A 22,984-nucleotide genomic window follows, 5' to 3' on the forward strand; every position below is an offset into this window, starting at 1 on the left:
ATGACTGCGGTCGACGACATGACGCTCGGCGACATCGTCACAGACAACGCGGTCCGCTTTCCCGACGTCGTCGCCTACCGGCACGGCCACCGCACCGTCACCCACGCGCAGTTACGGGACCGGGCAGTCCGATTGGTGTCGGCCATGGCCGCGGCCGGGGTGCGGCGCCAGAATCGCATTGCGGTGTTGAGCCGCAACAGCCTCGAGTTCGGCGAGCTGAACGCGGCCGCTCAGCTCAGCGGCATCATCATGGCCACCATCAACTTCCGGCTTTCGCCATCGGAGATGGATGATGCGCTGCGCCGCGTCGCCCCGTCGATCGTGTTCTGCGCCAAGGAATTCGTGCCGGTGATCGCCGACCTCGTCGCGGGGATGCCGTCACCGCCGAAGGTAGTGGTCATCGGCGGACAGGCTGCGCCGGGGAGCACGGGCTACGAGCGATTCGTGCAGCAAGGCCTTGGAAAAGACCCCAGTGGGGAGCCCGAGTTCGTGGCCCGGCCCGACGATATCGCGTACCTGTTGTTCACCAGCGGCACGACCGGTGCGTCCAAGTGCTGCATCCTCGGGCAGCGCGAGATGCGCCGGGTCATGTTCACCATGAACAACGAGATGCGTTGCGGCAGCACCGATCGCGGGCTGATCAACATGCCGATGTTCCATTTCGGGGCGCTCGGGATCATCGGTGGACTGCACGCTCGCGGCGGAACGGTGGTGTTGCAGCAACAGTTCGACGCGGCCGACGCGGTGCGGTTGATCGCCGACCAGCGGATCACTGTGCTGCACCTGGCGCCCGTCATGCTCAAGGCACTCCTCGATGTGGTGGGCGACGGCTCGGAGGTGGAATCGGTTCGCACGGTGGTCTATTCGGCCGCACCGATGACCGCGTCCATCCTGCGGCGGGCGCTCGCCCTGCTGCCCCACGCGGGTTTCCTCAACCTCTACGGGCAGACCGAAGTCATCGTCTCTGGGCTGCCCCGCGAACTACACATCCTCGACGAACCCGGCACCGCCGAGCGGCTGAGCTCGGTTGGCTTCCCATTTCCCGACACCCGGGTACGTGTGGTCGATGCGAACGGTGGTGCCGTGCCCGTGGGGCGGGCAGGTGAGATCGTGGTGCGGTCCGACTCGATGTTCCGCGGCTACTGGCAGGACGCGGTGGCCACGCAGGCGACGCTGCAGGACGGGTGGTGCCGCACCGGCGACATGGGTCGGCTGGACGACCGCGGGCTGCTCTATCTGATGGACCGCAAGAAGGACGTGATCATCAGCGGCGGGGAGAACATCTATTCGCCCGAGGTCGAGGACGCGGTCTGTGCGGTGGACGGAGTGGCCGCCTGCGCGGTCGTCGGGGTTCCCGACGATCAGTGGGGCGAAGCGGTCTGCGCAATCGTGGTGCCGCACAGCGGCGCGTCGCCGACCCTGGCAACGGTGCAAGAGGGCGTGCGGCAGCGGCTGGCGCGCTACAAGGTGCCGCGTCGACTGGTGCTGGTCGCCGATCTTCCCGTACTGCCCAGCGGCAAGGTGGACAAGAAGCGACTGCGCGCCGACCTCAAGAGCGCAGGAGCGAACGGCGCAACAGTTTGACCATCAACTCCGCCGCCCGCTCCTCGCTGTCCGACGCGCTCGCGCCCGTCGGCTCGGACATCCGGCCGAGGATCGCCGCGAACACCGCCCCCGCCACGTCGGCGTCGATGCCCACGGGCAGGTCGACGGCGGACAGCAGCGCAGCAACCGCTTGGTGAATCGCACCAATGCCGTGATCGACATCCGCATCGGAGAGCTGTTCGGCCACGGTTCCGTCGAACCACGCCCGGATCACGCCGCGGTAGTTGCGATGGAATCGGACGTAGCCAAGCATCCACTGGGTCAGCGAACCGGCGGCCATAACCGGCAGGGCCGCGGCGTGCTTCTCGATCTCGGCGACCGCTCGGCGGGTCAGTTCGGCCAGGATCTTGTCCTTGGTGCTGAAGTACCGGTACAAGGTCGCGCGGCTGACATCGGCGGCGGCCGCGATCTCCTCCATGCCGACGGCGTAGTAGCCGCGTTCGGCGAACAATGCCGAGCTGACCGACAGGACGTCCTGCGCAATCGGAGAGCCCGACGCCTCGAGGGCCGCCGGTGTCGCCGCGGCACTATCGAGGGCGGGCTCCGGGGTTCGCCCGGACACGTTTGTTACCTGGGGCGCTACCGCGTGAAGCACGTCTGCCGGGGTCTCCGGGAACAGCATCAGCTGCAGCGCAACGGTCAACGACCACGTGACGGTGGCGGGAGCGGGCAACGGGAACATGGTCCGGTACCGGTAGAGATGAACCATGTGCGGGATCCGTCCCAGTGCTGCGGCCGCATCGTCGGCTTCCAGGTCGCGCAGGCGCGTCCGCCGCAGCCGATCGGTCACCGTCTGATGGAACTGGTCGGCGGCCGCGCTGGCATCGATGACGGCCAATCCCGTGGCCGTTCCGATGCCCGGAAATTCGGCGAACACCGCGGCGTGCGTGTCGTAGATGTCCGCCCATTCGACCAGCCAACGATGCAGCGCCTCCACCCCACTGACCGTCGGGCCAAGTCCGCCGAGGTTTTCGCCGTGTGCGACCACGTCGCGCCCGGCCACCGCGCTCAGTTCGCCGAAGATCTCCTCCTTGCCGGCGAAGTATTGATAGACGGTCGCGCGGGAGGCGCGGGCCGCCTTCGCGATGGCGTCAAGCGATGTGGCGTGAAACCCGTTGGCTAGGAACACCTTCGCGGCGCACTCGAGTATGCGGTCGCGGGTATGCAGGCCGCGGCGCCCCACACCGGCATTGGCGGCGGGCGCGTAGCCGGGGCGCCGTAGCTTGTCGGGAGTGCGGGCCATAGGGAAAGTATCCCGCGCCGACTGCGTGGTCATCGGGCCTACGGCGCTCCGGGCAGGTTGCGCTTGGCCTTGCCCGGATAGCCGAAGAACTTCTCGAAGTTGGTGTCGTTGATGGGTTGCGCGCTGTTGCGGGAAGCCGCCGACCGCAGCGCATCGAGGCGGGCCTGGGCTTTCTCGAGCTCCTCGATCGGCCCGGATCCCGTGAGACGTTGTACCTCCCGTGCGGCCGCGGCGATCTCAATGCGAAGCCGTTCACCCGCTTCGCCGAAGGTCAACAGGTCGTGGTCGTCTTCATCGACCTTGTCGCGGCCCGTGCCGTCGGCGGGTCGGTCCGTGGATTCCATGTCGCGCCTCTCAACTGCTAGACGAATGTGGCGTGCGTCATATAGTCTGTGAGACGAACCGTCAGAAAACAAGACGGTGCGTCAGAAAACGTACGACAGCTCGCCAGATGCGAAGGAGCATCATGCCGCTTCAGGATGACCACCAGATCGTGTCCGTTGACGACCACTTGGTCGAGCACCCACGGGTGTGGCAGGACCGGTTGCCGCAGAAATACCTCGAACAGGGCCCGCGGATCGTCGAGGAAAACGGCATGCACCTGTGGCACTACGACGGGCAGGTCTTCCCGACCATCGGCCTGAATGCGGTCGCCGGCAAACCGCCCGAGGAGTGGGGCATGGATCCCGTCCGCTACGAGGACATGATTCCCGGCTGCTACGACCCGGTTGCCCGGGTCGCCGACATGGACCTCGATGGTGTGCAGTCGGCGTTGTGCTTCCCGTCGTTTCCCGGTTTCGGCGGCGGTACGTTCCAGCGTGCCGAGGACAAAGACCTGGCGCTGCTGTGCACCAAGGCGTGGAACGACTTCTATATCGACGAGTGGTGCTCGGTGGCGCCCGAGCGCTACATCCCGCTCGCGATCCTGCCGACCTGGGATATCGACGAATGTGTGGCCGAGGCGGAGCGCGTCGCCGCCAAGGGTGCGCGCACGATCTCGTTCCCGGACAGTCCGGTGCCGCTGGGTCTGCCGTCGTTCCACTCCGATCACTGGGACGGCTTGTGGCAGGTCTGCTCGGACGCCAAGATGCCGGTGTCGCTGCACTTCGGGTCCGGTTCTTTCGTGCCGGGCTTCTCGTTCTCCACGATCAAGCCGGTCCCGGGTCAAATGGCGGTGCCCGACGCACCTTTCGCGGTCGCGACGGCACTGTTCTCCACGAACCTGATGTGGTCCACGGTCGACCTGCTGTTCTCCGGCAAGCTGCAGCAGTTCCCGGATCTCCAGATCTCGCTCGCTGAGGGCGGCATCGGGTGGGTGCCTTACATCCTCGAGCGGACCGACTACGTGTGGGAGCGGCATCGCTACTACCAGAAGATCGACTTCGACACCCGTCCGTCGGATTTGTTCCGCAAGCACTTCTGGGGCTGCTTCATCGACGACGAGCACGGCCTGACGAACCGGCATGCGATCGGCATCGACCGGATCATGCTCGAGATCGACTTCCCGCACAGCGATTCCAACTGGCCGAACTCACGCAAGCGCGCCGCCGAGGTACTCGCAGACGTGCCCGACGACGAGTGCAAGCTGATCGTCGAGGAGAACGCCCGCCGGATGCTCAACTTCCCCCGGGTGAAAGCGGACGATCGGCAACTCGCCGGCGTCTAGAGTTGGCCCCGCGAGACCAGCTGTGCGGCAATGACGTTGCGCTGTATCTCGTTGGTGCCTTCGCCGACGATCATCAGAGGTGCGTCGCGGAAGTAGCGCTCGACGTCGTATTCGGTGGAATAGCCGTAGCCACCGTGGATTCGGACTGCGTTGAGCGCGATTTCCATGGCAGCCTCCGACGCGAAGAGCTTGGCCATCCCGGCCTCCATGTCGCATCGCTCGCCGCTGTCGTATTTCTCCGCGGCGTAGCGGGTGAGTTGGCGTGCCGCGGTGAGTTTCGTGGCCATGTCAGCCAGGTAGTTGCCCACGGACTGGTGCTTCCAGATCGGCTGCCCGAAGCTCTGCCGCTCCTGCGCATATTTCAGCGCGTCCTCCAGTGCTGCGCTCGCCACCCCCAACGCCCGCGATGCCACCTGAATGCGGCCCGTTTCAAGGCCTTTCATCATCTGCGCGAATCCTCTGCCGGGTTCGTCTCCGAGGATCGCCGAGGCCGGTACGCGGCAATCGTCGAACGACAGCTCGCAACTCTCCACACCCTTGTAGCCCAGCTTGGGCAGGTCGCGGGAGACGGTGAGACCCTGACCGTGTTCGACGAGGACGATCGAAATGCCCTTATGGCGTGGCACGGCCTTTGGATCGGTCTTGCACAGCAGTGCGATCAGGCCGGACTTGCGAGCGTTGCTGATCCAGGTCTTCGCACCGTTGATCACCAGGTCGCTACCCTCGGCTCGGGCGGTGGTCGTCATCGCCTGCAGATCTGAGCCGCCACCGGGCTCGGTGAGCGCCATCGTGGCACGCATCTCCCCGCTCGCCATGCGTGGCAGGTATTTCTGTTTCTGCTGCTCGGTGCCGTACAACGAGATCAGCTTCGCGACCACGGTGTGCCCGCCCATCGCGCCGGCCAGGCTCATCCAGCCACGGGCCAGTTCCTCGGTGACTGCTACGTAGCAAGGCATCGACACCGGCGAACCGCCGTATTCCTCTGGCACCGCCAGCCCGAAAATCCCAATGCGTTTCATCTGCTCGATCCACGCTTCCGGGTACTCATTCGCGTGCTCGACTTCGCGGACCGTGGGCCTGACGTCGCGGTCGATAAAGGTTTGTACCGTTTCGACCAGCATGGTCTCTTCGTCGTTGAGCGCGAATGTCATTAAAGCTCCTATCGAACAAGACCGTCAGATCAAGTGAACCAAGCGAGACTCTGCATCGCAAAACGCACCAAAAGCAGGGGTTACTCGAGGCTATGGCTTATGACGTCAATGTCAGAAGCGATGCGGGCTCTAGGTATCTCGAAATAGCTAAAGCTTTAGTCTTATGCTGGCTGCTTGGGCGAGCCGTGCGCCGCCGCGGTCGAACGAAGGAGGTCATATGAAGATTAGGCTCGAGCGGTCGAAGTGCGTGGGTCACGCCCAGTGTTACGCCGTCGACCCGGAGTTGTTCCCGATCGACGACTCCGGCTACTGCATCCTCGAGGAGCGCGAGGTGCGGCCGGAAGACGAGCAGGCCACGAAGGACGGGGTTGCCGCATGCCCCGAACTCGCACTCATCCTTGAAGACGGCTGATCGGCGTGCTTGCCAATCGGCCACGCTAACCGGCACACTCAGACATAGTTAACCAAGTTGACTTTGTGGAGTGTCATGCAGACAGCTGATTGGCGCGGCCGGCTCGAGCTGCTCCTGGCCGAGTTCCGTCGTCGCCAGGCCGATGCCGCGCGGTCGGGCGACAAGCCTGACCGCATCGAGGTGGCTCGTGCCTGGCACGCCGAACTCGTCGATCACGGGCTGGCCGCCCCGGGGTGGCCGCGCGAGGTCGGCGGACTGGACCTATCGCTGGCCGATCAGCTGGACTACTACCGCATGACCACGGATGCGGGCGCGCCGCCACATCCGTGTCCGCTGTCGTTCATCCTCGCCCCGACGCTGATCGCGCATGGCACCAAGGAGCAGAAAGACCGATTCCTGACACCACTGCTGCGCGCGGACGAGTTCTGGTGTCAAGGGTTTTCCGAACCCGGTGCGGGCAGTGACCTGTCGTCGCTATCCACGCGCGCGGTCCGCGACGGTGATGTGTACCGGGTGACGGGTCAGAAGGTGTGGACCACGATGGCCGACCGCGCCGACTGGATGTTCGCGCTGGTTCGAACGGGTTCGGGGGACAAACCATCCGACGGCATCACCTATTTGCTGATCCCGATGAAGAGTCCCGGGATCACGGTGCGTCCGCTGCGCGACATCAGCGGCGCGGCGCACTTCGCCGAGGTCTTCTTCGACGACGTGGCGGTGCCGGTCGAGAACGTGGTCGGCGACGAGGGCGCGGGCTGGTCGATCATGCGCACGTCGTTGGGCCATGAGCGGGCCACCGCTTTCCTGGCCGACGAGTTCAAATACCGCCGCACGGTCGACCGGGTGATCGATCTCGTTGTCTCCCAAGGGCTCGATGAGGAACCGCTGGTTCGCCAGGACGTCGCGCGGCTGGAATCGGGGGTTCGCACCATCGCGGCCAACAGCGCCCGCGCATTGGCCGCAGTGCTGCGCGGCGAGGATCCCGGCGGGGTGGCCTCGGTGAACCGACTGGTGAAGTCGGAGTTCGAACAGCACATGCACGCGCTCGCCCTGCGTGCGGCGGGGCCCTATGCGGCGCTGGGCAGCCGCGCACCCAACGCCGTCGACAACGGGCGCTGGACGTTCGGCTACCTGATGAGCCGGGCGACCACGATCGGTGCGGGTACCGCGGAGATTCAGCGCAATACCATCGCTGAGGGCGTGCTCGGGCTGCCGTCGCACCGCGGCGAGGGCAGCCGCGCAGCCGCCGTTACGCCTGGCGCGCCGCTGGCCGCACCCGAGGAGGATGAACGCGAGCTGCGCGAGGTGTTGGCGGCGACACTGCGGGCCACGGTGGACGAGGCGGCATTGCTCGACCGCGGGCGTCCCACCGATGCGGCCGAGCCCGAAGTATGGTCGGCCCTCGTCGAATTCGGCCTGCCGGGTCTTGCGGTCGACGAATCCTTGGGTGGTGCGGGCGCCCGGCCGCGTCTGCTGTACGCCGCCATCGAGGAGGCGGCGAAGGCGTTGGCGCCTGCGCCGCTCGTTCCGACGGTCATCGCGCTCGGCGTCGCGTTGCACTGTGGTGCAAAGGCCTTGGTGCAGCGGATCACCGCCGGCGCGCCGGCCGCATTCGCCGTGCCCGTCATCGACAGTGGCTGGGTGACCAGCGGTCCCGATTTACCCGAGTGGGATGGTGCGGGTCTTTCCGGTGTGCTCCCGATCGTGGCGGGAGCGCCGAACGCCGAGGTTCTGGTGGTACTGGCTCGCGCCGCCGACGGCGTCGGCGAAGTTCTCGTGTCGGTCGATGCCACGGCAGAAGGCGTCGACGTGACGGCTCAGCAACCGCTCGATATGACCGCGACCATCGGCTCGGTGACGTTGACCAAGGCCGCGGGCGAGGTGCTCTCCGACGGAAACGACGTGGCCCGAGCGCTGAGCACGGCGCGGCGTCAGGCGGTGTTGGCCGTGGCGGCCGACTCCGTTGGAGTTGCTTCGCGCGCGCTGGCGATGGCCGTTCAGTGGGCAGGCGAACGGCAACAGTTCGGCCGCGCCATCGGCAGCTTTCAGGCGGTGTCGCACCGATGTGCGGACATGTTGCTCGCCCTCGAAGGCGCCCGCAGCCAAGTACTCGCGGCCGCCGAAGTTGACCTCGAGAAGTCCGGGTACACCGCGGATTTGGCCGCCGCGGCCGCGCTCGACGCCGGGGTGATGGCCACCGAGGGTGCGCTGCAGATCCACGGCGGCATCGGGTTCACCTGGGAACACCCCAGTCATCTGCTGCTGCGCCGCGCCAAGGCCAACGCCGTGTTGGTCGGCCGTGCCGACGCGCTGCGAGACCGGGCTGCCGGCGAACTGCTGGCGCTGAGCCGCTAATACGTCACATCGAACAGGAAGACGGCAACGTGGAATACGGACTGGGTGCCGAAATGGAGGCCTTCCGCGCCGAAGTACGGGCCTTCATTGCCGAGCATGCACCGCCCATCCCAGCACGAGCGGGCGTGCGCAGCGCTGAGAACGAAGCCGAACTCAAGGCACTTCAGGAGTGGACGGCGCGCCTGTTCGAAGCCGGTTACGTCGGCGCGGACTGGCCGGTGGAGTTCGGCGGTCGCGACGATCGCTCGGCTGAACACGCCATCGTGGTGAGCGAGGAATTGGCCCGGGCCGCGGTACCGGGCGTGCCGAGCGGCAACGCGCTGGCGTCGCATGCGCTGATCCACTACGGCACCGATGAGCAGCGGCGCAGGCACTTGCCCGAGATCCGCGCGGGCCGACAGCTGTGGTGCCAGTTGTTCAGCGAACCGGGCGCGGGAAGCGACCTGGCGTCGCTGCGCACCCGGGCCGTGCTCGACGGTGATACCTACACCGTCAACGGGCAGAAGGTGTGGACCACCGACGGGCACTGGGCCGACTACGGATATCTGTTGGCGCGCACCGATTCTGACGCCCCTAAGCACAAAGGCATCAGTGCGTTCATCCTCGACATGTCGAGCCCCGGCGTCACGGTTCGGCCATTGCGCGAGTTGACCGGCACTTCGGACTTCAACGAAGTTTTCTTCGATTCCGTCGATGTACCTGCCGAGGCGATGATCGGAGAACCCGGGCAGGGCTGGGCCATCGCGAACGCCACACTGGGGCACGAACGCACCAGCGTGGGCGCCGCGGTCGTCAAATTGAGGTTGGCGATCGACAGACTGGTCACACTCGCCTCGCAGGTCCACCTCGACGGTCGTCCAGCGATCGACAGCGATCGGGTCCGTGATCGCATCGGCGAGTTCAGCGCGGAGGTGGAGGCGCTGTCGGCGCTGACCTACGCCAACCTCACGCGGTGGCTGCGTGGCACCGAACGCATGCACGACGGCGCGATGGCCAAGTTGATGTTCAGCGAGCTGAATCTCGAGATGGCCAGCTTCGCAGTCGAACTCGGCGGCGAGGCCGGCATGTTGGTGGAGGGGGACCCGGGCGTGCTCGACGGCGGCCGTTGGCAGGACGAGTGGCTGTACGCCCGGGCTTACACGATCGCAGGCGGCACTTCGGAGATCATGCGCAACCTGATCGCAGAGCGGGGCTTGGCACTGCCGCGGGATCGGCGCTGAATGTCAGCCGCTCAGCAGTGCCGCGCGGTGTTCTGCGACGCTCCCGTTGAATGCCTCGTCGACTTTGATCCGGCGCAGGAAGAGATGAAGATCGTGTTCCCAGGTGAATCCGATGCCGCCGTGCACCTGCAGCGCTGTTCCGGCCACCTTCGCGGCTGCGGACTTGGCGTACGCCGCCGCCGCGGACGCGGCCCGGGACCGCGCACCGACCGGTGCGGTGTCCAGCGCGAGAGCCCCGGCCCACAACGTGGCCCGGCCGGCCTCCACCGCGACGGCCATGTCGGCGCAGTGATGCTTGACGGCCTGAAACGAGCCGATCGGCGCGCCGAACTGTTCCCGCTGGCCGGCGTAAGACACCGTCATATCGAGCAGCCGGGCTGCCGCGCCCAACGCGTCGAACGCCCGGTGCACCGCCAGAGCGTCGCGCAGCAACGCCAGCGTGCCGGGTGGCAGCGGCTTCCATTCCGCGATCGTCGCGTCGAGGTCCAGTCGCGCCCACGAGCGGCTCAGGTCGAGCGTCGACATCACCGACAACGTTGGGGCATTGAGGACCGCCACGTATTCGCCATCTCCCACCCGCCCTGCCACCGCGATAGAGTCCATGTCGGCGGCCATCGGCACCGGACGGGTGATGCCTGTCAGTCGCAGCGCATCGCCATTCAGAGCGGCGTCAGGACCAAGCGCCACGCCGGTCAGCTCGCCGTCTTCGGTGGGGGAGTCGACGCGGTCGAGCAGCCACGCCGCAATGTTCAGATCCGCGACCGGCAGCGAGCTCCCCGCGTATCCATGTTCCTCGGTCACGATGGCGAGATCCACATGCGTGCCGCCTATTTCGGGAGTGAGCAGCTCCAGAAGACCCGATTCTGCCGCGTGCGCGACGACCGCGGAACCGACCGTGACCGCAGCCGAATCCAGCGCTTCGCGGACCCTGGCGATGGGGTCGTTCTTGGTAAGCCAGGCCCGCTCCGCCGCGGCGAGTTGGTCCTGTTCATCGGTCAAGCCAAAGTCCATCGAAGGCCCTCCTACTAAGTTGACCTAGTAAACCATGTCCTCTAGGTTCATATGACGGGCTTTCGCTGCGAGGGCCGATTCGGAAAGTGACGATGACGAGCATCCACGACGCACTAGGACGGCTCTGGGACGCCAACGACCATGACCGCATGCTGGAGTGCGATGGACGCTGGACGTCGTGGGGTTCCGTTCGGTCGCTGACCGAGCAGATCGACCGAGAGTTGACAGCCGCGGGATGTGGCACGGCTGGTCGCGTAGCCGTCGTGCTCTCCAATCGGATGGAGTCCGTCGCGGCGCTGATCGCGATCTTCCGCGGGAGGCGCACGCTGGTGACCATCAGTCCGCTGCAGCCGCCGGACCGGCTGAGTGACGATCTCGCAGCGACGGACGTCTCCTTTGTGCTTGCGCCGTCCGCGTTGTGGTCCGAGGACGTATTCCGCCGTGCCGTCACTGATCTCGGGGCGACCGGTTGGTGTCTCGACGATGGTGAACTCGCTCTCCAGGCAAGGGGAACGAAGCAGGCCGTCGGCGGCGACGCGGCGATCGCCATCGAGATGCTGACCTCGGGCACGACGGGCGCTCCCAAGCGCATCCCCCTGACCCGCGCGCAACTGGAGGCCTCGATCGCGTCGGCGTTGAAGCACAACGACCGCGCCGATGCCAAGCTCAACCCTCCGCTGTCGGGCACCGTGGGGCTGGTGACATTGCCCATCGTGCACATCGGCGGGCTGTGGTCGTTGTTGCAGTCGCTGGTCGCGGCACGCCCGATCGCGATGCTCGATCGGTTCACGGTGCCGGGCTGGCACGCCGTGGTGAAGCAGTATCGGCCCGCGGTGGCAGGACTGCCCCCAGCGGCCATGCGATCGGTGCTCGACTCCGAGATCCCACGGGAGGATTTGGCGAGCATCCGCGCGATCAATGCGGGGACAGCCGCGGTAGACCCGCAATTGGTCGATGCGTTCTTCGAGCGGTATGGCATCCCGATCCTCGTCGTCTACGGCGCGACCGAGTTCTCCGGCGCGGTGGCCGGGTGGACCGTCAAGGACTTCCACGCGCGATGGGCCGAGAAGAAGGGCAGCGTCGGGCGTGCCTTTCCCGGCGTACGGTTGCGAGTCGTAGGCGAGGACGGCGCGGTCCTTGGCGCCAATGAGAGTGGCAGGCTGCAGGTAGCCACGCCGCAGGCCGGCGCTGCCGGTGACTGGGTCACCACCAGTGACCTGGCGCGTCTCGACGAACACGGTTTCCTCTACATCGACGGTCGCGCGGACGACGTGATCGTGCGGGGCGGTTTCAAGGTGTCACCAGAGACCGTCGTGCGGGCGCTGCGTGCGCACCCGGCCGTCGCAGATGCCGCCATCGCGCCCATGCCCGATCAGCGGTTGGGCCAGATTCCTGTTGCCGCAGTCGAATTGCGTCCCGGGGCGGCCATCCAAGGCGAGGAACTACGCGAGCACTGCCGGGCGACGCTGACGCCCTATGAGGTGCCCGCTCGCATCTTCGTAGTCGACGAGTTGCCGCGCGGAGCGGCGCTCAAAGTCGACCGGCGCAGGCTGCTCACGATGTTCGACGAGCTCGGCACGAGCACTGTCCAACCAGCCGGTGCAGGCTGAAACGCCTATCAGGCAACCAGATTGACATGGAAGGAACCGTAATGACCGAAACCGTGACCGACGTGGCGACCTCGGCGGCCAGCGTGGAGCGGCGCGGCAACGTCTTGTTGATCACCATCAATCGGCCTGACGCGCGCAACGCCGTCAACGGGGCGGTGAGCACGGCCGTCGGCGACGCGCTCGAGGAGGCGCAGCACGATCCCGAGGTGTGGGCCGTCGTGATCACCGGTGCCGGCGACAAGTCATTCTGTGCCGGAGCCGATCTCAAGGCCATCTCGCGGGGTGAGAACCTCTACCACGCCGAGCACCCCGAATGGGGATTCGCCGGCTACGTGCACCACTTCATCGACAAACCCACGATTGCCGCGGTGAACGGCACCGCACTCGGCGGCGGCTCCGAGCTCGCTCTGGCCAGTGATCTGGTGATCGCCTGCGAGACCGCAAGTTTCGGGCTGCCCGAGGTCAAGCGCGGCCTGATCGCCGGGGCGGGCGGCGTGTTCCGGATCGTCGAACAGCTACCTCGCAAGGTCGCGTTGGAGCTGGTGTTGACGGGTGAGCCGATGTCCGCGGCCGACGCGGAGCGGTGGGGCCTGATCAATCAGGTCGTACCGGACGGTACCGTCGTGGAAGCCGCCCTGGCACTCGCCGCGCGGATCACCTGCAACGCGCCGTTGTCGGTCCAAGCCAGCAAGCGAGTCGCCTACGGTGCAGACAACGGGATCATCGGCGCGGAGGAACCCAAGTGGGATCGCACGACTCGCGAATTCACCGAGCTGTTGAAATCCGAAGACGCCAAGGAGGGCCCACGGGCCTTCGCTGAAAAGCGTCTCCCTGAATGGAAGGCACGTTGAGCATGGCGGACAGTGTGGGACGCGTCGCAGGAAAAGTCGTTCTGATCACCGGCGGCGCCCGTGGTCAGGGCCGCAGCCACGCCGTCAAGCTGGCCGAGGAGGGTGCGGACGTCATCCTCTTCGACATCTGTCAGGACATCGACACCAACGAGTACGCGCTGGCAACGTCGCGGGACCTCGAGGAAGCCGGTCTGGAGGTGGAGAAGACCGGTCGCAAGGCGTACACCGCCGAGGTCGACGTCCGTGACCGAGCGACGCTAAGCCGCGAACTAGCCAACGCGGTCGCCGAATTCGGCAAACTCGATGTGGTCGTCGCCAACGCGGGCATCTGTCCCCTGGGCGCTCACCTGCCGGTTCAGGCCTTCGCCGATGCCTTCGACGTGGACTTCGTCGGCGTCGTCAACACGGTCCACGCCGCGCTACCGTATCTGAAGTCGGGAGCGTCGATCATCACCACCGGATCGGTCGCCGGCCTCATCGCGGCCGCACAGCCCCCCGGGGCGGGCGGCCCGCAGGGCCCGGGCGGCGCAGGCTACAGCTACGCCAAGCAGCTGGTGGATTCCTACACTCTGCAGCTTGCCGCGCAACTGGCGCCACAATCGATCCGCGCCAACGTCATTCATCCTACGAATGTCAACACATCGATGCTCAACAGTGCACCGATGTACCGACAGTTCCGGCCGGACCTCGAGGCGCCGAGCCGGGACGACGCCCTGCTGGCGTTCCCCGCCATGCAGGCGATGCCTACCCCTTTCGTCGAAGCCGCCGACATCTCGAACGCGGTCTGTTTCCTGGCCTCGGACGAGTCCCGGTATGTCACGGGTCTGCAGTTCAAAGTCGACGCCGGCGCCATGCTGAAGTTCTAGGAGGACCGATGACCACCACCCAAAAGCCCGGTGCCGACGCGGGGGCGAGCGAAGCGACGGGGGATGATTTGGCCGCCGAAGAGGGCCGCATCACCGACGAGGACATCGAACGCGCCAAGGCACAGATCGGAATTCCCGTCCACCTGCGCGACAAAGCATGGAACAAGCTGCCGTCGGCCGACGCCATCACGCACTTCGCGTTCGGCTGCGGCGACGACAACCCGTTGTTCCACGATCCGACGTACGGACCGTCGACGCGCTGGCACGGACAGGTCGCGTCGCCAACCTTCCCGATCGCGACGGGCCTGGATCAGACGCCGAAGTTCACCGATCCGGAACGAAAGAAGTTGTTCCGCGGTCTGTTTCGCGGGACCGGTAAGTACTACTCGGGGGTTAAGTGGACGTGGTACCGCCCGATCTACGCGGGTCGGCCGGTACTGGCGGAGAACTACACGCTGGACGTCCAGGTGAAGGACAGCGAATTCTCCGGCGGGCGTTCAGTGAAGGAAACTTACCGGTATCTCTACGTCGACATCGACGGCAACCCGATCGCGACCCGTGACGAGTCCTACATCAACGCCGAGCGGCACGGCTCGAAGAAATCCGGCAAGCTCAAAGACATCCAGCGCAAGCACTGGACTCCCGAGGAATTCGCCCAAGTCGAGGAAGAGTACGAGGCCGAAACACGGCGAGGCGCTGATCCCCGGTGGTGGGAGGACGTCTCGGTCGGCGACAAACTTCCCGGAATCATCAAGGGCCCGTTGACCGTCGTGGACATCATCTCGATGCACATGGGGTGGGGTTGGGGCGGCTACGGCGTGGGCCCGCTGAAATTCGCCCACCAGTTGCGCAAGCGGATGCCCGCCTTCTACCAGCCCGATGAATATGGCGTCCCCGACGTCGTGCAACGACTGCATTGGGATGCCAAACGCGCTCAGGCACTGGGGATTCCGGCGCCGTACGACTATGGTCAGATGCGCGCCGCATGGGTGAGCCACCTGCTGACGAACTGGATCGGCGACGATGGTTGGCTGGCCGAGATGGACTTGCAGCTGCGGGGCTTCAACTACCACGGCGACGTGCACCGGTGCACCGGCACGGTCACCGCGAAGGGTGACGGGGCCGATGACCCAGTGTCATTGGACGTCTTTGCCACCAGCCAGCGGGACGAAACCACCACGCGGGGCACGGCGAAGGTGTTGCTGCCGTCGAAGACATCCGGTGCTGTGGTGCTGCCGATCCCGGACGCCGATCTACGAAGGCGGGGCGCGCAGGTCGTTTCGCGAGTGTCGGGCAGAGTCGGTGAAGAGATGCGACGACTATATGGAGAGTGAGATCAGCACATGAAGAGACTCGTCTTGGAGCCGGAGCACGAAGCATTCCGCGAGACGGTACGGCAGTTCATCGATCGTGAGCTGGTGCCCAACGCCGAGAAGTGGGAGAGCGACCGCATCGTCGACCGCTCGGCGTTCATCGCGGCAGGTAAATACGGCCTGATTGGGTTCAATATGCCCGAGCAGTACGGCGGCGGTGGCGTCGACGACTTCCGCTTCAACGCCGTCATCGACGAGGAGATCGCCCGCTACGGCGGGCCGTCGCCGTCGCTGAGCCTGCAGAACGACGTTGTGGGCCCGTACTTCTCGTCGCTGGCCAACGACGAACAGAAGCAGCGCTGGCTGCCGGGCATCATCAGCGGCGAACTGATCGTCGCCGTCGCGATGACCGAGCCCGGCGCGGGCAGCGACCTGGCCGGCATCCGCACCTCGGCCGTCCGTGACGGTGACGACTGGATCATCAACGGCGCCAAGACGTTCATCTCGTCCGGCATCAATTGCGACCTCGTGGTGGTGGTCTGCCGCACCGACCCCGAAGCCGGCCACAAGGGATTCACGCTGCTGGTAGTCGAGGCGGGCATGCAGGGCTTCAGCCGCGGGCGCAAGCTCGACAAGATGGGGTTGCATTACCAGGACACCGCCGAGCTGGCCTTCGAGAACGTGCGGGTGCCGTCGGCGAATCTTTTGGGCAAGGAGGGACGCGGTTTCTATCACCTGATGGCTAATCTCCCGTCCGAGCGGTTGTCCATCGCTATCTCAGCGATCGCCGGAGCACGTGAGACCTGGCGGCAGACGTTGCAATATGCCAAGGACCGCAAGGCTTTCGGCCAGTCGATCGGTAGCTTCCAGCACAACCGGTTCCTGCTGGCCGAAATGGACACCGAGCTCGAGATCGGCGAGCAGTACATCGACCGGTGCCTGCAGGCGGTGGTCGACGGGGAACTGACGGCGGTCGAGGCGTCGAAAGCCAAGTGGTGGTGCACCGAGACCGCCAAGAAGGTCATCGATGGCTGCGTACAGTTGCACGGCGGCTACGGCTACATGACGGAATACCGGGTTGCGCGCGACTACATGGACAACCGCATCATGACGATCTTCGGCGGCACCACCGAGATCATGAAAGACATCATCGGCCGCGATCTCGGCTTGTGAACCCGTTGTCGTGAATGGCATCTCGGTCGAGCGCGACGGCCCACTGCTGCGGATCCGGCTGGACCGGCCGGAAAAGCTCAACGCCGTCGACACACCGATGCTCGATGAGTTGTCGGCGCACATTCGCGGCGCCGAGCCGGACGGCTCAGTCCGCGCGGTGCTGCTCACCGGCGCCGGCCGAGCGTTCTGTTCCGGTGGCGACCTCACCGGTGGTGATACCGCAGGCGCCGCCGAAGCCGCCAACCGGGTCGTGCGGGCGATCGTCGGGCTACCCAAGCCCGTGGTCGCCGGCGTCAGCGGCGCTGCAGTGGGCTTCGGCTGCCCACTCGCGCTGGCCTGTGATCTGGTGGTTGCCGCACCCTCGGCGTACTTTCAGTTGGCTTTCACCAAGGTCGGGCTGATGCCGGACGGCGGTGCGTCCGCACTGCTGCCGGGGTTGATCGGGCGAGCACGTACGGCGCGCATGGCAATGACCGCTGAGAAAGTTTCCGCGGCAACGGCATTCGAGTGGGGGATGATCTCCTATTTGACTGGCGAAGACGACTACCAGTCCGTGCTGGCCCACGTGCTGCGGTCGGTCTCCGGCGGTCCGACGTTAGCGTTCGGCTGGACCAAGCGCGCACTGGCCGAAGCGACGCTGGGCGCACTCGAGCCGGTGCAAGCGATCGAAGCCGAGGGACAGTTGGCGTTAATCGCCACCGCTGATTTCAGGGAAGGTGCACGCGCCTTCCGGGAACGACGGCGCCCCGACTTTGGCGGACATTGATGCAAGGAGAACCGACGTGACGACCAAGAAGGTACGAGTCGACGGCCTGGACATCGAATACAGCGACGCTGGAACGGGTCCGACGATCCTATTCGTGCACGGTGTCTACGTGACGGGCGCCCTGTGGAACGACGTCGTGGCTGAACTGGGGGAGGGCCTTCGATGCATCACCCCCACCTGGCCGCTGGGAGCCCACCGCACGGCCACCGACGGCGCCGACCTCGGCGCCGAAGCGGCCGCCCGGCGCATCGTCCACTTCATGGAAGCCCTCGACCTGACCGATGTCACCGTGGTGGCCAACGACACCGGTGGCGGCCTGGTGCTGGCGTCGTTGGGTGATCCAGCGCTGGACACATCCCGGATCGCGCGACTGGTGCTGACCAATTGCGATAGCTACGAACACTTTCCGCCCGGCTCGTTCGCGCAGATCGTCAAGCTGTGCCGTTTCAGTACCGCGCTGGGTGGTGCCGTTGTACGCATGCTGGCCAGCGCACCGGGACAGGCCTTCTTCCTCAAGGCCGTGTCCAAGCACCCTCCGACCCGGGAGCGGCAGCGGGAGATCTTCGGAGCCTTCGCCACCAGCGCTGCGGCCCGCCGCGACGCCGTCACGGTGACTGCCTCGCTGGACCCGGCTCTCACACTGCGCGCCGCGCCGGCGATCGAGGCATTCGACAGACCCGTCACCTTGGCGTGGGGCACCGAGGACCAGCTGTTCCCACTCGACCACGCCCGTCGCCTACGCGATGCGTTCCCGCATGCCACGTTGATCGAGATCCCAGACTGCTCCACGTTCGTGATGATCGATGCGCCAGGAAAAGTCGCCGAGGCAATCCGCAACCGGCCCGAGTAGCTAGCCCCGATGTCCTTCGACTACGCCGCGTTGCGCGACGTGTGGTATCGGGAAGGTTGGTTCTCGTCGCGGACGTGCATCGACGCGTTCGAAGCGGGTGCGTGTGATCGCGTTTCGACCCCGGTCGACTTCGTTTCGGCGGACTCGGTGCTCAGCGTGACAGTCGCCGATGTCCACGACGCTGCGGTGACGTTCGCGGCCGGTCTTGCGCGCCTCGGTGTCCGGCCGGGGGACGCGGTGGCGGTGCAGCTGACCAACCGGGTGGAATGCGCGATCGCGTATCAGGCGGTGCTGTTGAGTGGCGCGGTGTTGGTGCCGATCGTGCACATCTATGGGCTGGGCGAGGTCGGTTTCATTGTCAAGCAGTCCCGAGCTTCGGTGCTGATCACCGCCGCGAAATCCATTGCGACAGAGTTGGGGTCAGTGTTGCGCCATGTCGTGATGGTGGGCGGCGAGCCTGGAGAGGGTTGGTTGGTGTGGTCGGACGTGCGGTCCGAGGGATATGTGCGTCCCGACGTCACGTCCGACGACGTATGCCTGCTGATGTACACGTCGGGCACCACCTCGGCGCCCAAAGGCGTCCAGCACACGCACAACACCGTGCTCGCCGAACAGTCGACGATGCCGGCGCTCATCGCCGGTGAACCCGATGACGTTTCGCTGGTCAGCTTTCCGCCCGGCCACATCGCCGGAGTGGGAAGTATGTTGCGCGCCTTGATGTCCGGATCGCGGACGGTTTTCTTGGAGAAATGGGATCCGCGACGCGCGGTCGAGGTCATTCGCGACTTCCGGGTCACCTCGACCGCTGGTGTCCCGACTCATCTGCAGGGCATCCTCGAACTCGATTGTGCCAACGGTGAACTCGCCACATTGCGGGAGTTCCTCGTCGGTGCGGCGCCAGTGACCGAGGAACTCGGTGCGCGAGCCGCCGCGGCGGGAATCGCGACGTTCCGCTCCTACGGCTCGACTGAGCACCCGACCGTCAGCGGGGTGCACACCGACGAGCCGCGCTGGGCCCGCCTGCGCACGGACGGTAAGCCGATGCCAGGTTCGGTGGTGCGCATCCTCGCTGCCGACGGTTCCGACGCGCCAGCGGACACCGATGGGGAAGTGGTGGTGCGCGGTCCGGAACAGTTTGTTGGCTATCGCGACGCGCAGCTCGACGACGAGGCCTTCACCGACGACGGGTGGTTCCGTACCGGGGATCTGGGCCGCCTGGACGCCGACGGCCGGCTGATCATCACGGACCGAATCAAGGACGTCATCATCCGGGGCGGCGAGACGATTTCATCGGCTCAGGTCGAGGACGTGCTGTCCGCACATCCCGCGGTGTACGAGTGCGCGGTAGTCGCGGCGCCCGACGCCCGGTTCGGGGAGGTCGTCGCGGCCGTGGTTGTGCTCAAACCCAATGAGCGACTTGACGTCGATGCGCTACGGGGTCACTTCGCCGACGCAGGGCTGGCGATGCAGAAGGTACCCGAACGGCTCGTCGTCGTCGATGCCCTGCCACGCACGTCGCTGGGCAAGGTACGCAAGGCCGAACTGCGTGCCCAGCATTTCACCGGGGGCTGAACACGTTTCCCGCATCGTCAGTGCGCTGTCCAGCCGTCGTCCACCGTCAACACCTGGCCGGTCATGTATGTGAGGCGCGCGATGCGAGAAAGAGCAGCGCTCCGTCGAGCTCGTCGGGTTCGCCCATTCGCCGCATCGGGCACCCGGTGTGCAGATAGCGCCTGGCGAGCCGGTCCGATCGCCGAGCCACGGCGACGACCGCGGCGCCCGCAGCATGCAGGACCCGGACGAACCGGTCGCCGAGCCCGCTGGATGCTCCCGTCACGACGGCGACCTGGCCGCTCAAATCGAACAGCTCACCGGGGGGCAGCGGCACAGTCATAGGGACCTCCGTGTTGAGTCGTGTCTAAACACCAAATGCGGTCGGTTACCGTCTGCGGTCGAACACTTCTGGAACATCTTGGCCTGATAGTAGACCTCGACATTGCTTACCTAGTAACCTATGTTGGCACTAAGGCGGTGCGGCCAGCGGGACAGAGGTGAGCGGATGCAGAAACCGATGACCGGTGTGCGCGTCCTCGAGGTCGCGCAATTCACCTTCGTGCCGTCCGCCGGCGCGGTCCTCGCCGACTGGGGTGCCGACGTCATCAAGATCGAGAACCCGGTAACAGGAGATGCGCAACGGGGACTCGTCACCGTCGCCGGCCACTCCGCCACCACACCGGGAGTGTCGTTCTCTCCCACGGTCGAGGCCCCCAACCGCGGTAAGCGCAGTGTCGGACTATCTCTGGCGTTGAAACAGACTCGGCCAGTGTTCGAGGAACTCGTCCGGCGCAGCGACGTCTTCCTGACCAGCTTGCTGCCGCAGGCGCGGGCGAAATTACGGATCGACCTGGACGAGGTACGGCGTATCAATCCGTCGATCGTCTACGTCGCGGGCAGTGGATTCGGGAGCGAGGGGCCCGACCGTGAGATGGGCGCGCACGACGCGACGGCGTTCTGGGCGCGCGCCGGCAACGCCGATGGAGTCACGCCGACGGAATCCGAAGTGCCGACGGGCATGCCGGCGGGCGCGTTCGGCGACAACATGGGCGGCATCACCATCGCGGGCGCGGTCGCGGCCGCACTGTACGGTCGGCAATCGACTGGGCAAACGTCGGTCGTCGACGTTTCGCTGCTCGCGGTCGGGGCATGGGCCAACCAGTCCAGCGTCAACCTCGCGATGCTCTACGGATGTCCGCTGCCGAAGATCGACCAGCGCATGCAAGCCCCGGGCAACCCGCTTACCGGCGCCTACCGATGCTCGGACGGCCGCTTCATCCAGCTTGCGATGCTCCAGCCCAGCAGGTACTGGACTCCGGTGTGCCGACTGTTCGGACTCGACGCAGCCGCCGCGGACGAGCGATTCGCCTCGCTCGAATCGTTGGCGGCCAAAGCCGATGACGCCGCCGCGTTGCTCGCCGACGCGATCGGATCGCGGACCTTCGACGAATGCACGCGACTGCTGAGCCTTCTCAAGGGCCAGTGGTCTCCGGTGCAGGACGCCTGGGAGGTCGCCCACGACGAGTCGTTGATCGCCAATGGGCGCATCGCCGACCTTCGGGATGCCCAGGGCAATCAGCAACGGCTGGTGGCGAACCCGGTGAAGTTCGATGAGGCGGCGGCCCACCTGACCCGGGCGCCGATGTTCGCCGAGCACACCGATGAGGTGCTGCGGGAGCTCGGCATGAACGACGACGACTTGATCGAACTGAAGATCGAGGGCGCCATCACCTGAGCGTTGGTCAGCCCGACACTATCGACGGTGGTGGCGTGAATCCCGGGTTCGCCAATGCCGTTGCCATACCGCTGCCGATTGGTCCTTTGTCGTCGAAGAGCGTCGCCACGCCGGTAGCGACCCCGGCGTGGCTGTAGTGCGTTACAGACGCCAATCCGATGTAGACACCTTGCGGCAAGCGGCTTAGCGTGACGGTGTAGTCAGCGTTGATGAATTGCAAACCTTCAGTGCCCCAATGGGTTAACGAACTCGTGACATCCGCGGCCATGACGGCGCGAGTGAATGGCGACAGTGGCTCGTCGTCGACAAGCAGCTTGGTCTCCCGAAGCCAGACGAACTTCTGCCCATGGTGTCGCCACTCGGTGACCCCGACACCCGGACTGCCCGCGACCGGGTCCCGGCCGAACGAATGCAGCACCATGGGGACATCGTCAGCCAACACGTCGGGCTCCGCCGGTACTGAGGGCATGCTGATCGGCGACGTCCACACCGTGTCCACGGCATGTTCGCTGCGGCGAAGGAACAACGCACTGGCGCGAGCGACCACCACGTCGTTCTGAGTCATGACCGCGTCGACCACGCGAAGTCGCCGGCCGTCGCGCACCACCGACGAGTGCATCTGCACGGGTTGCACCGCCACCGGCCGCAGCAGATCCACCGTCAGCCGGGCGGGCTGCATGTCGATGTCGTCGACTTCTTGCTCGACCGCGCGCCCCAGCAACCCGCCGACGTAGTTACCGCTGATCGACGGACCCCAGGGCCCCCGCGTCAATCGGGTTGGTACGTAAGCGTTTCCGTCGGCGACGAAGAAGCAGGTCGGCGCGGAGCGGGCCGGCTTCGCTGATGAGTCCTCCACGTGATCCTTACCCCCGTAACCGGCATCGCTCGATCAGTATCTGCGCCAAACGTTCCGGATCGCTGAACATCAACTCGTGGCAGGCGTCAACCGGGATGACGGTGTCCACCCCGCCCAGGGCGGCGATGCTTGCGTGCTGTGATGCCACGGACAGGGCCCGGTCGCGGGTGGTCAGTATCCAGGTGCGTGGGACGTCGGCGGGCAGTCCGCTACGGTCCACCGGCTCACCGGGTATGCGCGCTGACTCAGCATGCAACTTCGACATCGCCAATCGGCGCTGCGCGGGGGTCATGCCGTTGCAGAACGCCCAGCGTGCCGCCGGCGTTGGAATCTTCATGGGTCTGCCGATACGGGCGGCGCGCCGAGCGAAGACCGCTAGCGGGCCGCCGAGTGTGTCCGCGATGGACGAACCCTGAGGCGGTACGAATGCCGTCGCGAGGATCATCTCTCGGACCCGGGAGGGACCGAGCTTAGCGACGACGCCGGGAACCGTTACCCCCGCCATCGAGTGGCCCACGACCACGACGTCACCCAGACGCGCTTCCTCGATGTCGGCGACGACGGAGTCCACCCACTCGGAGATCGTCACGGTCGCGAGGTCACCTGGGTTGTTGCCGTGCCCGGGCAGATCCACGGCGAGAGTGCGCAATCCCGGTTCTTCACGGTGTATTTCGGCGACAACGAGATCCCAACAGTCGCCGGCGTGCTCGCCGCCGTGGACGAGCACCAGGTCGGGCAGAGTCATGG

20 protein-coding genes and 1 pseudogene are annotated in these 22,984 nt (G+C 66.0%); 14 read left to right on the top strand and 7 right to left on the bottom strand.

Annotated elements, in window-relative coordinates; all coding sequences use genetic code 11:
• Window positions 1–1,584 carry a class I adenylate-forming enzyme family protein gene (locus SKC41_RS14730; protein ID WP_330978249.1) on the top strand — a complete coding sequence of 528 codons (1,584 nt, stop codon included), beginning with the start codon at window positions 1–3 and terminating at the stop codon, window positions 1,582–1,584.
• Here the strand turns inward: SKC41_RS14730 and SKC41_RS14735 are convergent.
• Together SKC41_RS14735 and SKC41_RS14740 are read right to left on the bottom strand one after the other, a co-directional pair.
• Window positions 1,550–2,848 carry a TetR/AcrR family transcriptional regulator gene (locus SKC41_RS14735; protein WP_330978250.1) on the bottom strand — a complete coding sequence of 433 codons (1,299 nt, stop codon included), beginning with the start codon at window positions 2,846–2,848 and terminating at the stop codon, window positions 1,550–1,552. The genes SKC41_RS14730 and SKC41_RS14735 overlap by 35 nt on opposite strands.
• A gap of 38 nt (window positions 2,849–2,886) precedes the next feature.
• Complete coding sequence (locus SKC41_RS14740) at window positions 2,887–3,192, bottom strand: acyl-CoA synthetase (protein ID WP_330978251.1); 306 nt, start codon at window positions 3,190–3,192, stop codon at window positions 2,887–2,889.
• Between the two features lie 122 nt (window positions 3,193–3,314).
• Here SKC41_RS14740 and SKC41_RS14745 point away from each other — a divergent pair, with 122 nt between their 5' ends.
• Window positions 3,315–4,514, top strand: coding sequence for an amidohydrolase family protein (locus tag SKC41_RS14745; RefSeq protein WP_330978252.1), 1,200 nt, complete (start codon window positions 3,315–3,317; stop codon window positions 4,512–4,514).
• On the opposite strand, the gene SKC41_RS14750 is transcribed toward SKC41_RS14745, so the two are convergent.
• A complete protein-coding gene (locus tag SKC41_RS14750) occupies window positions 4,511–5,665 on the bottom strand; it encodes an acyl-CoA dehydrogenase family protein (RefSeq protein ID WP_330978253.1) in 1,155 nt (384 codons plus the stop codon). The genes SKC41_RS14745 and SKC41_RS14750 overlap by 4 nt on opposite strands.
• 217 nt (window positions 5,666–5,882) lie before the next feature.
• On the opposite strand from SKC41_RS14750, the gene SKC41_RS14755 reads away from it, so the two are divergent.
• The 3 genes from SKC41_RS14755 (at window position 5,883) to SKC41_RS14765 (ending at window position 9,652) form a co-directional block, all read left to right on the top strand.
• Window positions 5,883–6,077 carry a ferredoxin gene (locus SKC41_RS14755; protein WP_330978254.1) on the top strand — a complete coding sequence of 65 codons (195 nt, stop codon included), beginning with the start codon at window positions 5,883–5,885 and terminating at the stop codon, window positions 6,075–6,077.
• Between the two features lie 75 nt (window positions 6,078–6,152).
• On the top strand, window positions 6,153–8,432 hold the full coding sequence (locus SKC41_RS14760) for an acyl-CoA dehydrogenase family protein (RefSeq protein WP_330978255.1): 2,280 nt from the start codon (window positions 6,153–6,155) through the stop codon (window positions 8,430–8,432).
• A gap of 29 nt (window positions 8,433–8,461) precedes the next feature.
• Window positions 8,462–9,652 (top strand): acyl-CoA dehydrogenase family protein, encoded by a 1,191-nt coding sequence (locus tag SKC41_RS14765; RefSeq protein ID WP_330978256.1) that lies wholly within the window; start codon window positions 8,462–8,464, stop codon window positions 9,650–9,652.
• Window positions 9,653–9,655: 3 nt separating this feature from the next.
• On the opposite strand, the gene SKC41_RS14770 is transcribed toward SKC41_RS14765, so the two are convergent.
• On the bottom strand, window positions 9,656–10,663 hold the full coding sequence (locus tag SKC41_RS14770; RefSeq protein WP_330978257.1) for an acyl-CoA dehydrogenase family protein: 1,008 nt from the start codon (window positions 10,661–10,663) through the stop codon (window positions 9,656–9,658).
• A gap of 92 nt (window positions 10,664–10,755) precedes the next feature.
• Here SKC41_RS14770 and SKC41_RS14775 point away from each other — a divergent pair, with 92 nt between their 5' ends.
• The 8 genes from SKC41_RS14775 to SKC41_RS14810 are packed head-to-tail and all read left to right on the top strand — an operon-like array spanning window position 10,756 to window position 19,664.
• Window positions 10,756–12,273 carry a class I adenylate-forming enzyme family protein gene (locus tag SKC41_RS14775; RefSeq protein WP_330978258.1) on the top strand — a complete coding sequence of 506 codons (1,518 nt, stop codon included), beginning with the start codon at window positions 10,756–10,758 and terminating at the stop codon, window positions 12,271–12,273.
• Window positions 12,274–12,314: 41 nt separating this feature from the next.
• Window positions 12,315–13,124, top strand: coding sequence for a crotonase/enoyl-CoA hydratase family protein (locus tag SKC41_RS14780; protein WP_330978259.1), 810 nt, complete (start codon window positions 12,315–12,317; stop codon window positions 13,122–13,124).
• 14 nt (window positions 13,125–13,138) lie between these two features.
• Window positions 13,139–13,990, top strand: a complete 852-nt coding sequence (locus tag SKC41_RS14785) for a mycofactocin-coupled SDR family oxidoreductase (protein WP_330978897.1) — start codon at window positions 13,139–13,141, stop codon at window positions 13,988–13,990.
• 8 nt (window positions 13,991–13,998) lie between these two features.
• Window positions 13,999–15,324, top strand: coding sequence for an FAS1-like dehydratase domain-containing protein (locus tag SKC41_RS14790; protein ID WP_330978260.1), 1,326 nt, complete (start codon window positions 13,999–14,001; stop codon window positions 15,322–15,324).
• Window positions 15,325–15,333: 9 nt separating this feature from the next.
• Window positions 15,334–16,476 carry an acyl-CoA dehydrogenase family protein gene (locus SKC41_RS14795; RefSeq protein WP_330978261.1) on the top strand — a complete coding sequence of 381 codons (1,143 nt, stop codon included), beginning with the start codon at window positions 15,334–15,336 and terminating at the stop codon, window positions 16,474–16,476.
• 10 nt (window positions 16,477–16,486) lie between these two features.
• On the top strand, window positions 16,487–17,242 hold the full coding sequence (locus SKC41_RS14800; protein ID WP_330978262.1) for an enoyl-CoA hydratase: 756 nt from the start codon (window positions 16,487–16,489) through the stop codon (window positions 17,240–17,242).
• A 46-nt stretch (window positions 17,243–17,288) separates the two neighbouring features.
• A complete protein-coding gene (locus SKC41_RS14805) occupies window positions 17,289–18,092 on the top strand; it encodes an alpha/beta fold hydrolase (protein WP_330978898.1) in 804 nt (267 codons plus the stop codon).
• Window positions 18,093–18,101: 9 nt separating this feature from the next.
• Window positions 18,102–19,664, top strand: a complete 1,563-nt coding sequence (locus SKC41_RS14810; RefSeq protein ID WP_330978263.1) for a class I adenylate-forming enzyme family protein — start codon at window positions 18,102–18,104, stop codon at window positions 19,662–19,664.
• A 163-nt stretch (window positions 19,665–19,827) separates the two neighbouring features.
• On the opposite strand, the pseudogene SKC41_RS14815 reads toward SKC41_RS14810, so the two are convergent.
• Window positions 19,828–19,986 (bottom strand): annotated as a pseudogene (locus tag SKC41_RS14815) (SDR family NAD(P)-dependent oxidoreductase); the annotation flags it as partial.
• A 165-nt stretch (window positions 19,987–20,151) separates the two neighbouring features.
• Here SKC41_RS14815 and SKC41_RS14820 point away from each other — a divergent pair.
• Window positions 20,152–21,381, top strand: a complete 1,230-nt coding sequence (locus SKC41_RS14820; RefSeq protein WP_330978264.1) for a CaiB/BaiF CoA transferase family protein — start codon at window positions 20,152–20,154, stop codon at window positions 21,379–21,381.
• Window positions 21,382–21,388: 7 nt separating this feature from the next.
• Here SKC41_RS14820 and SKC41_RS14825 read toward each other — a convergent pair whose 3' ends face one another.
• Together SKC41_RS14825 and SKC41_RS14830 are read right to left on the bottom strand one after the other, a co-directional pair.
• Window positions 21,389–22,237 (bottom strand): thioesterase family protein, encoded by an 849-nt coding sequence (locus SKC41_RS14825; protein WP_330978265.1) that lies wholly within the window; start codon window positions 22,235–22,237, stop codon window positions 21,389–21,391.
• A 7-nt stretch (window positions 22,238–22,244) separates the two neighbouring features.
• A complete protein-coding gene (locus tag SKC41_RS14830) occupies window positions 22,245–22,982 on the bottom strand; it encodes an alpha/beta fold hydrolase (protein ID WP_330978266.1) in 738 nt (245 codons plus the stop codon).
• Window positions 22,983–22,984: the final 2 nt, after the last annotated feature.

This window comes from Mycobacterium sp. 050128, from assembly GCF_036409155.1.
Taxonomy (GTDB): domain Bacteria; phylum Actinomycetota; class Actinomycetes; order Mycobacteriales; family Mycobacteriaceae; genus Mycobacterium.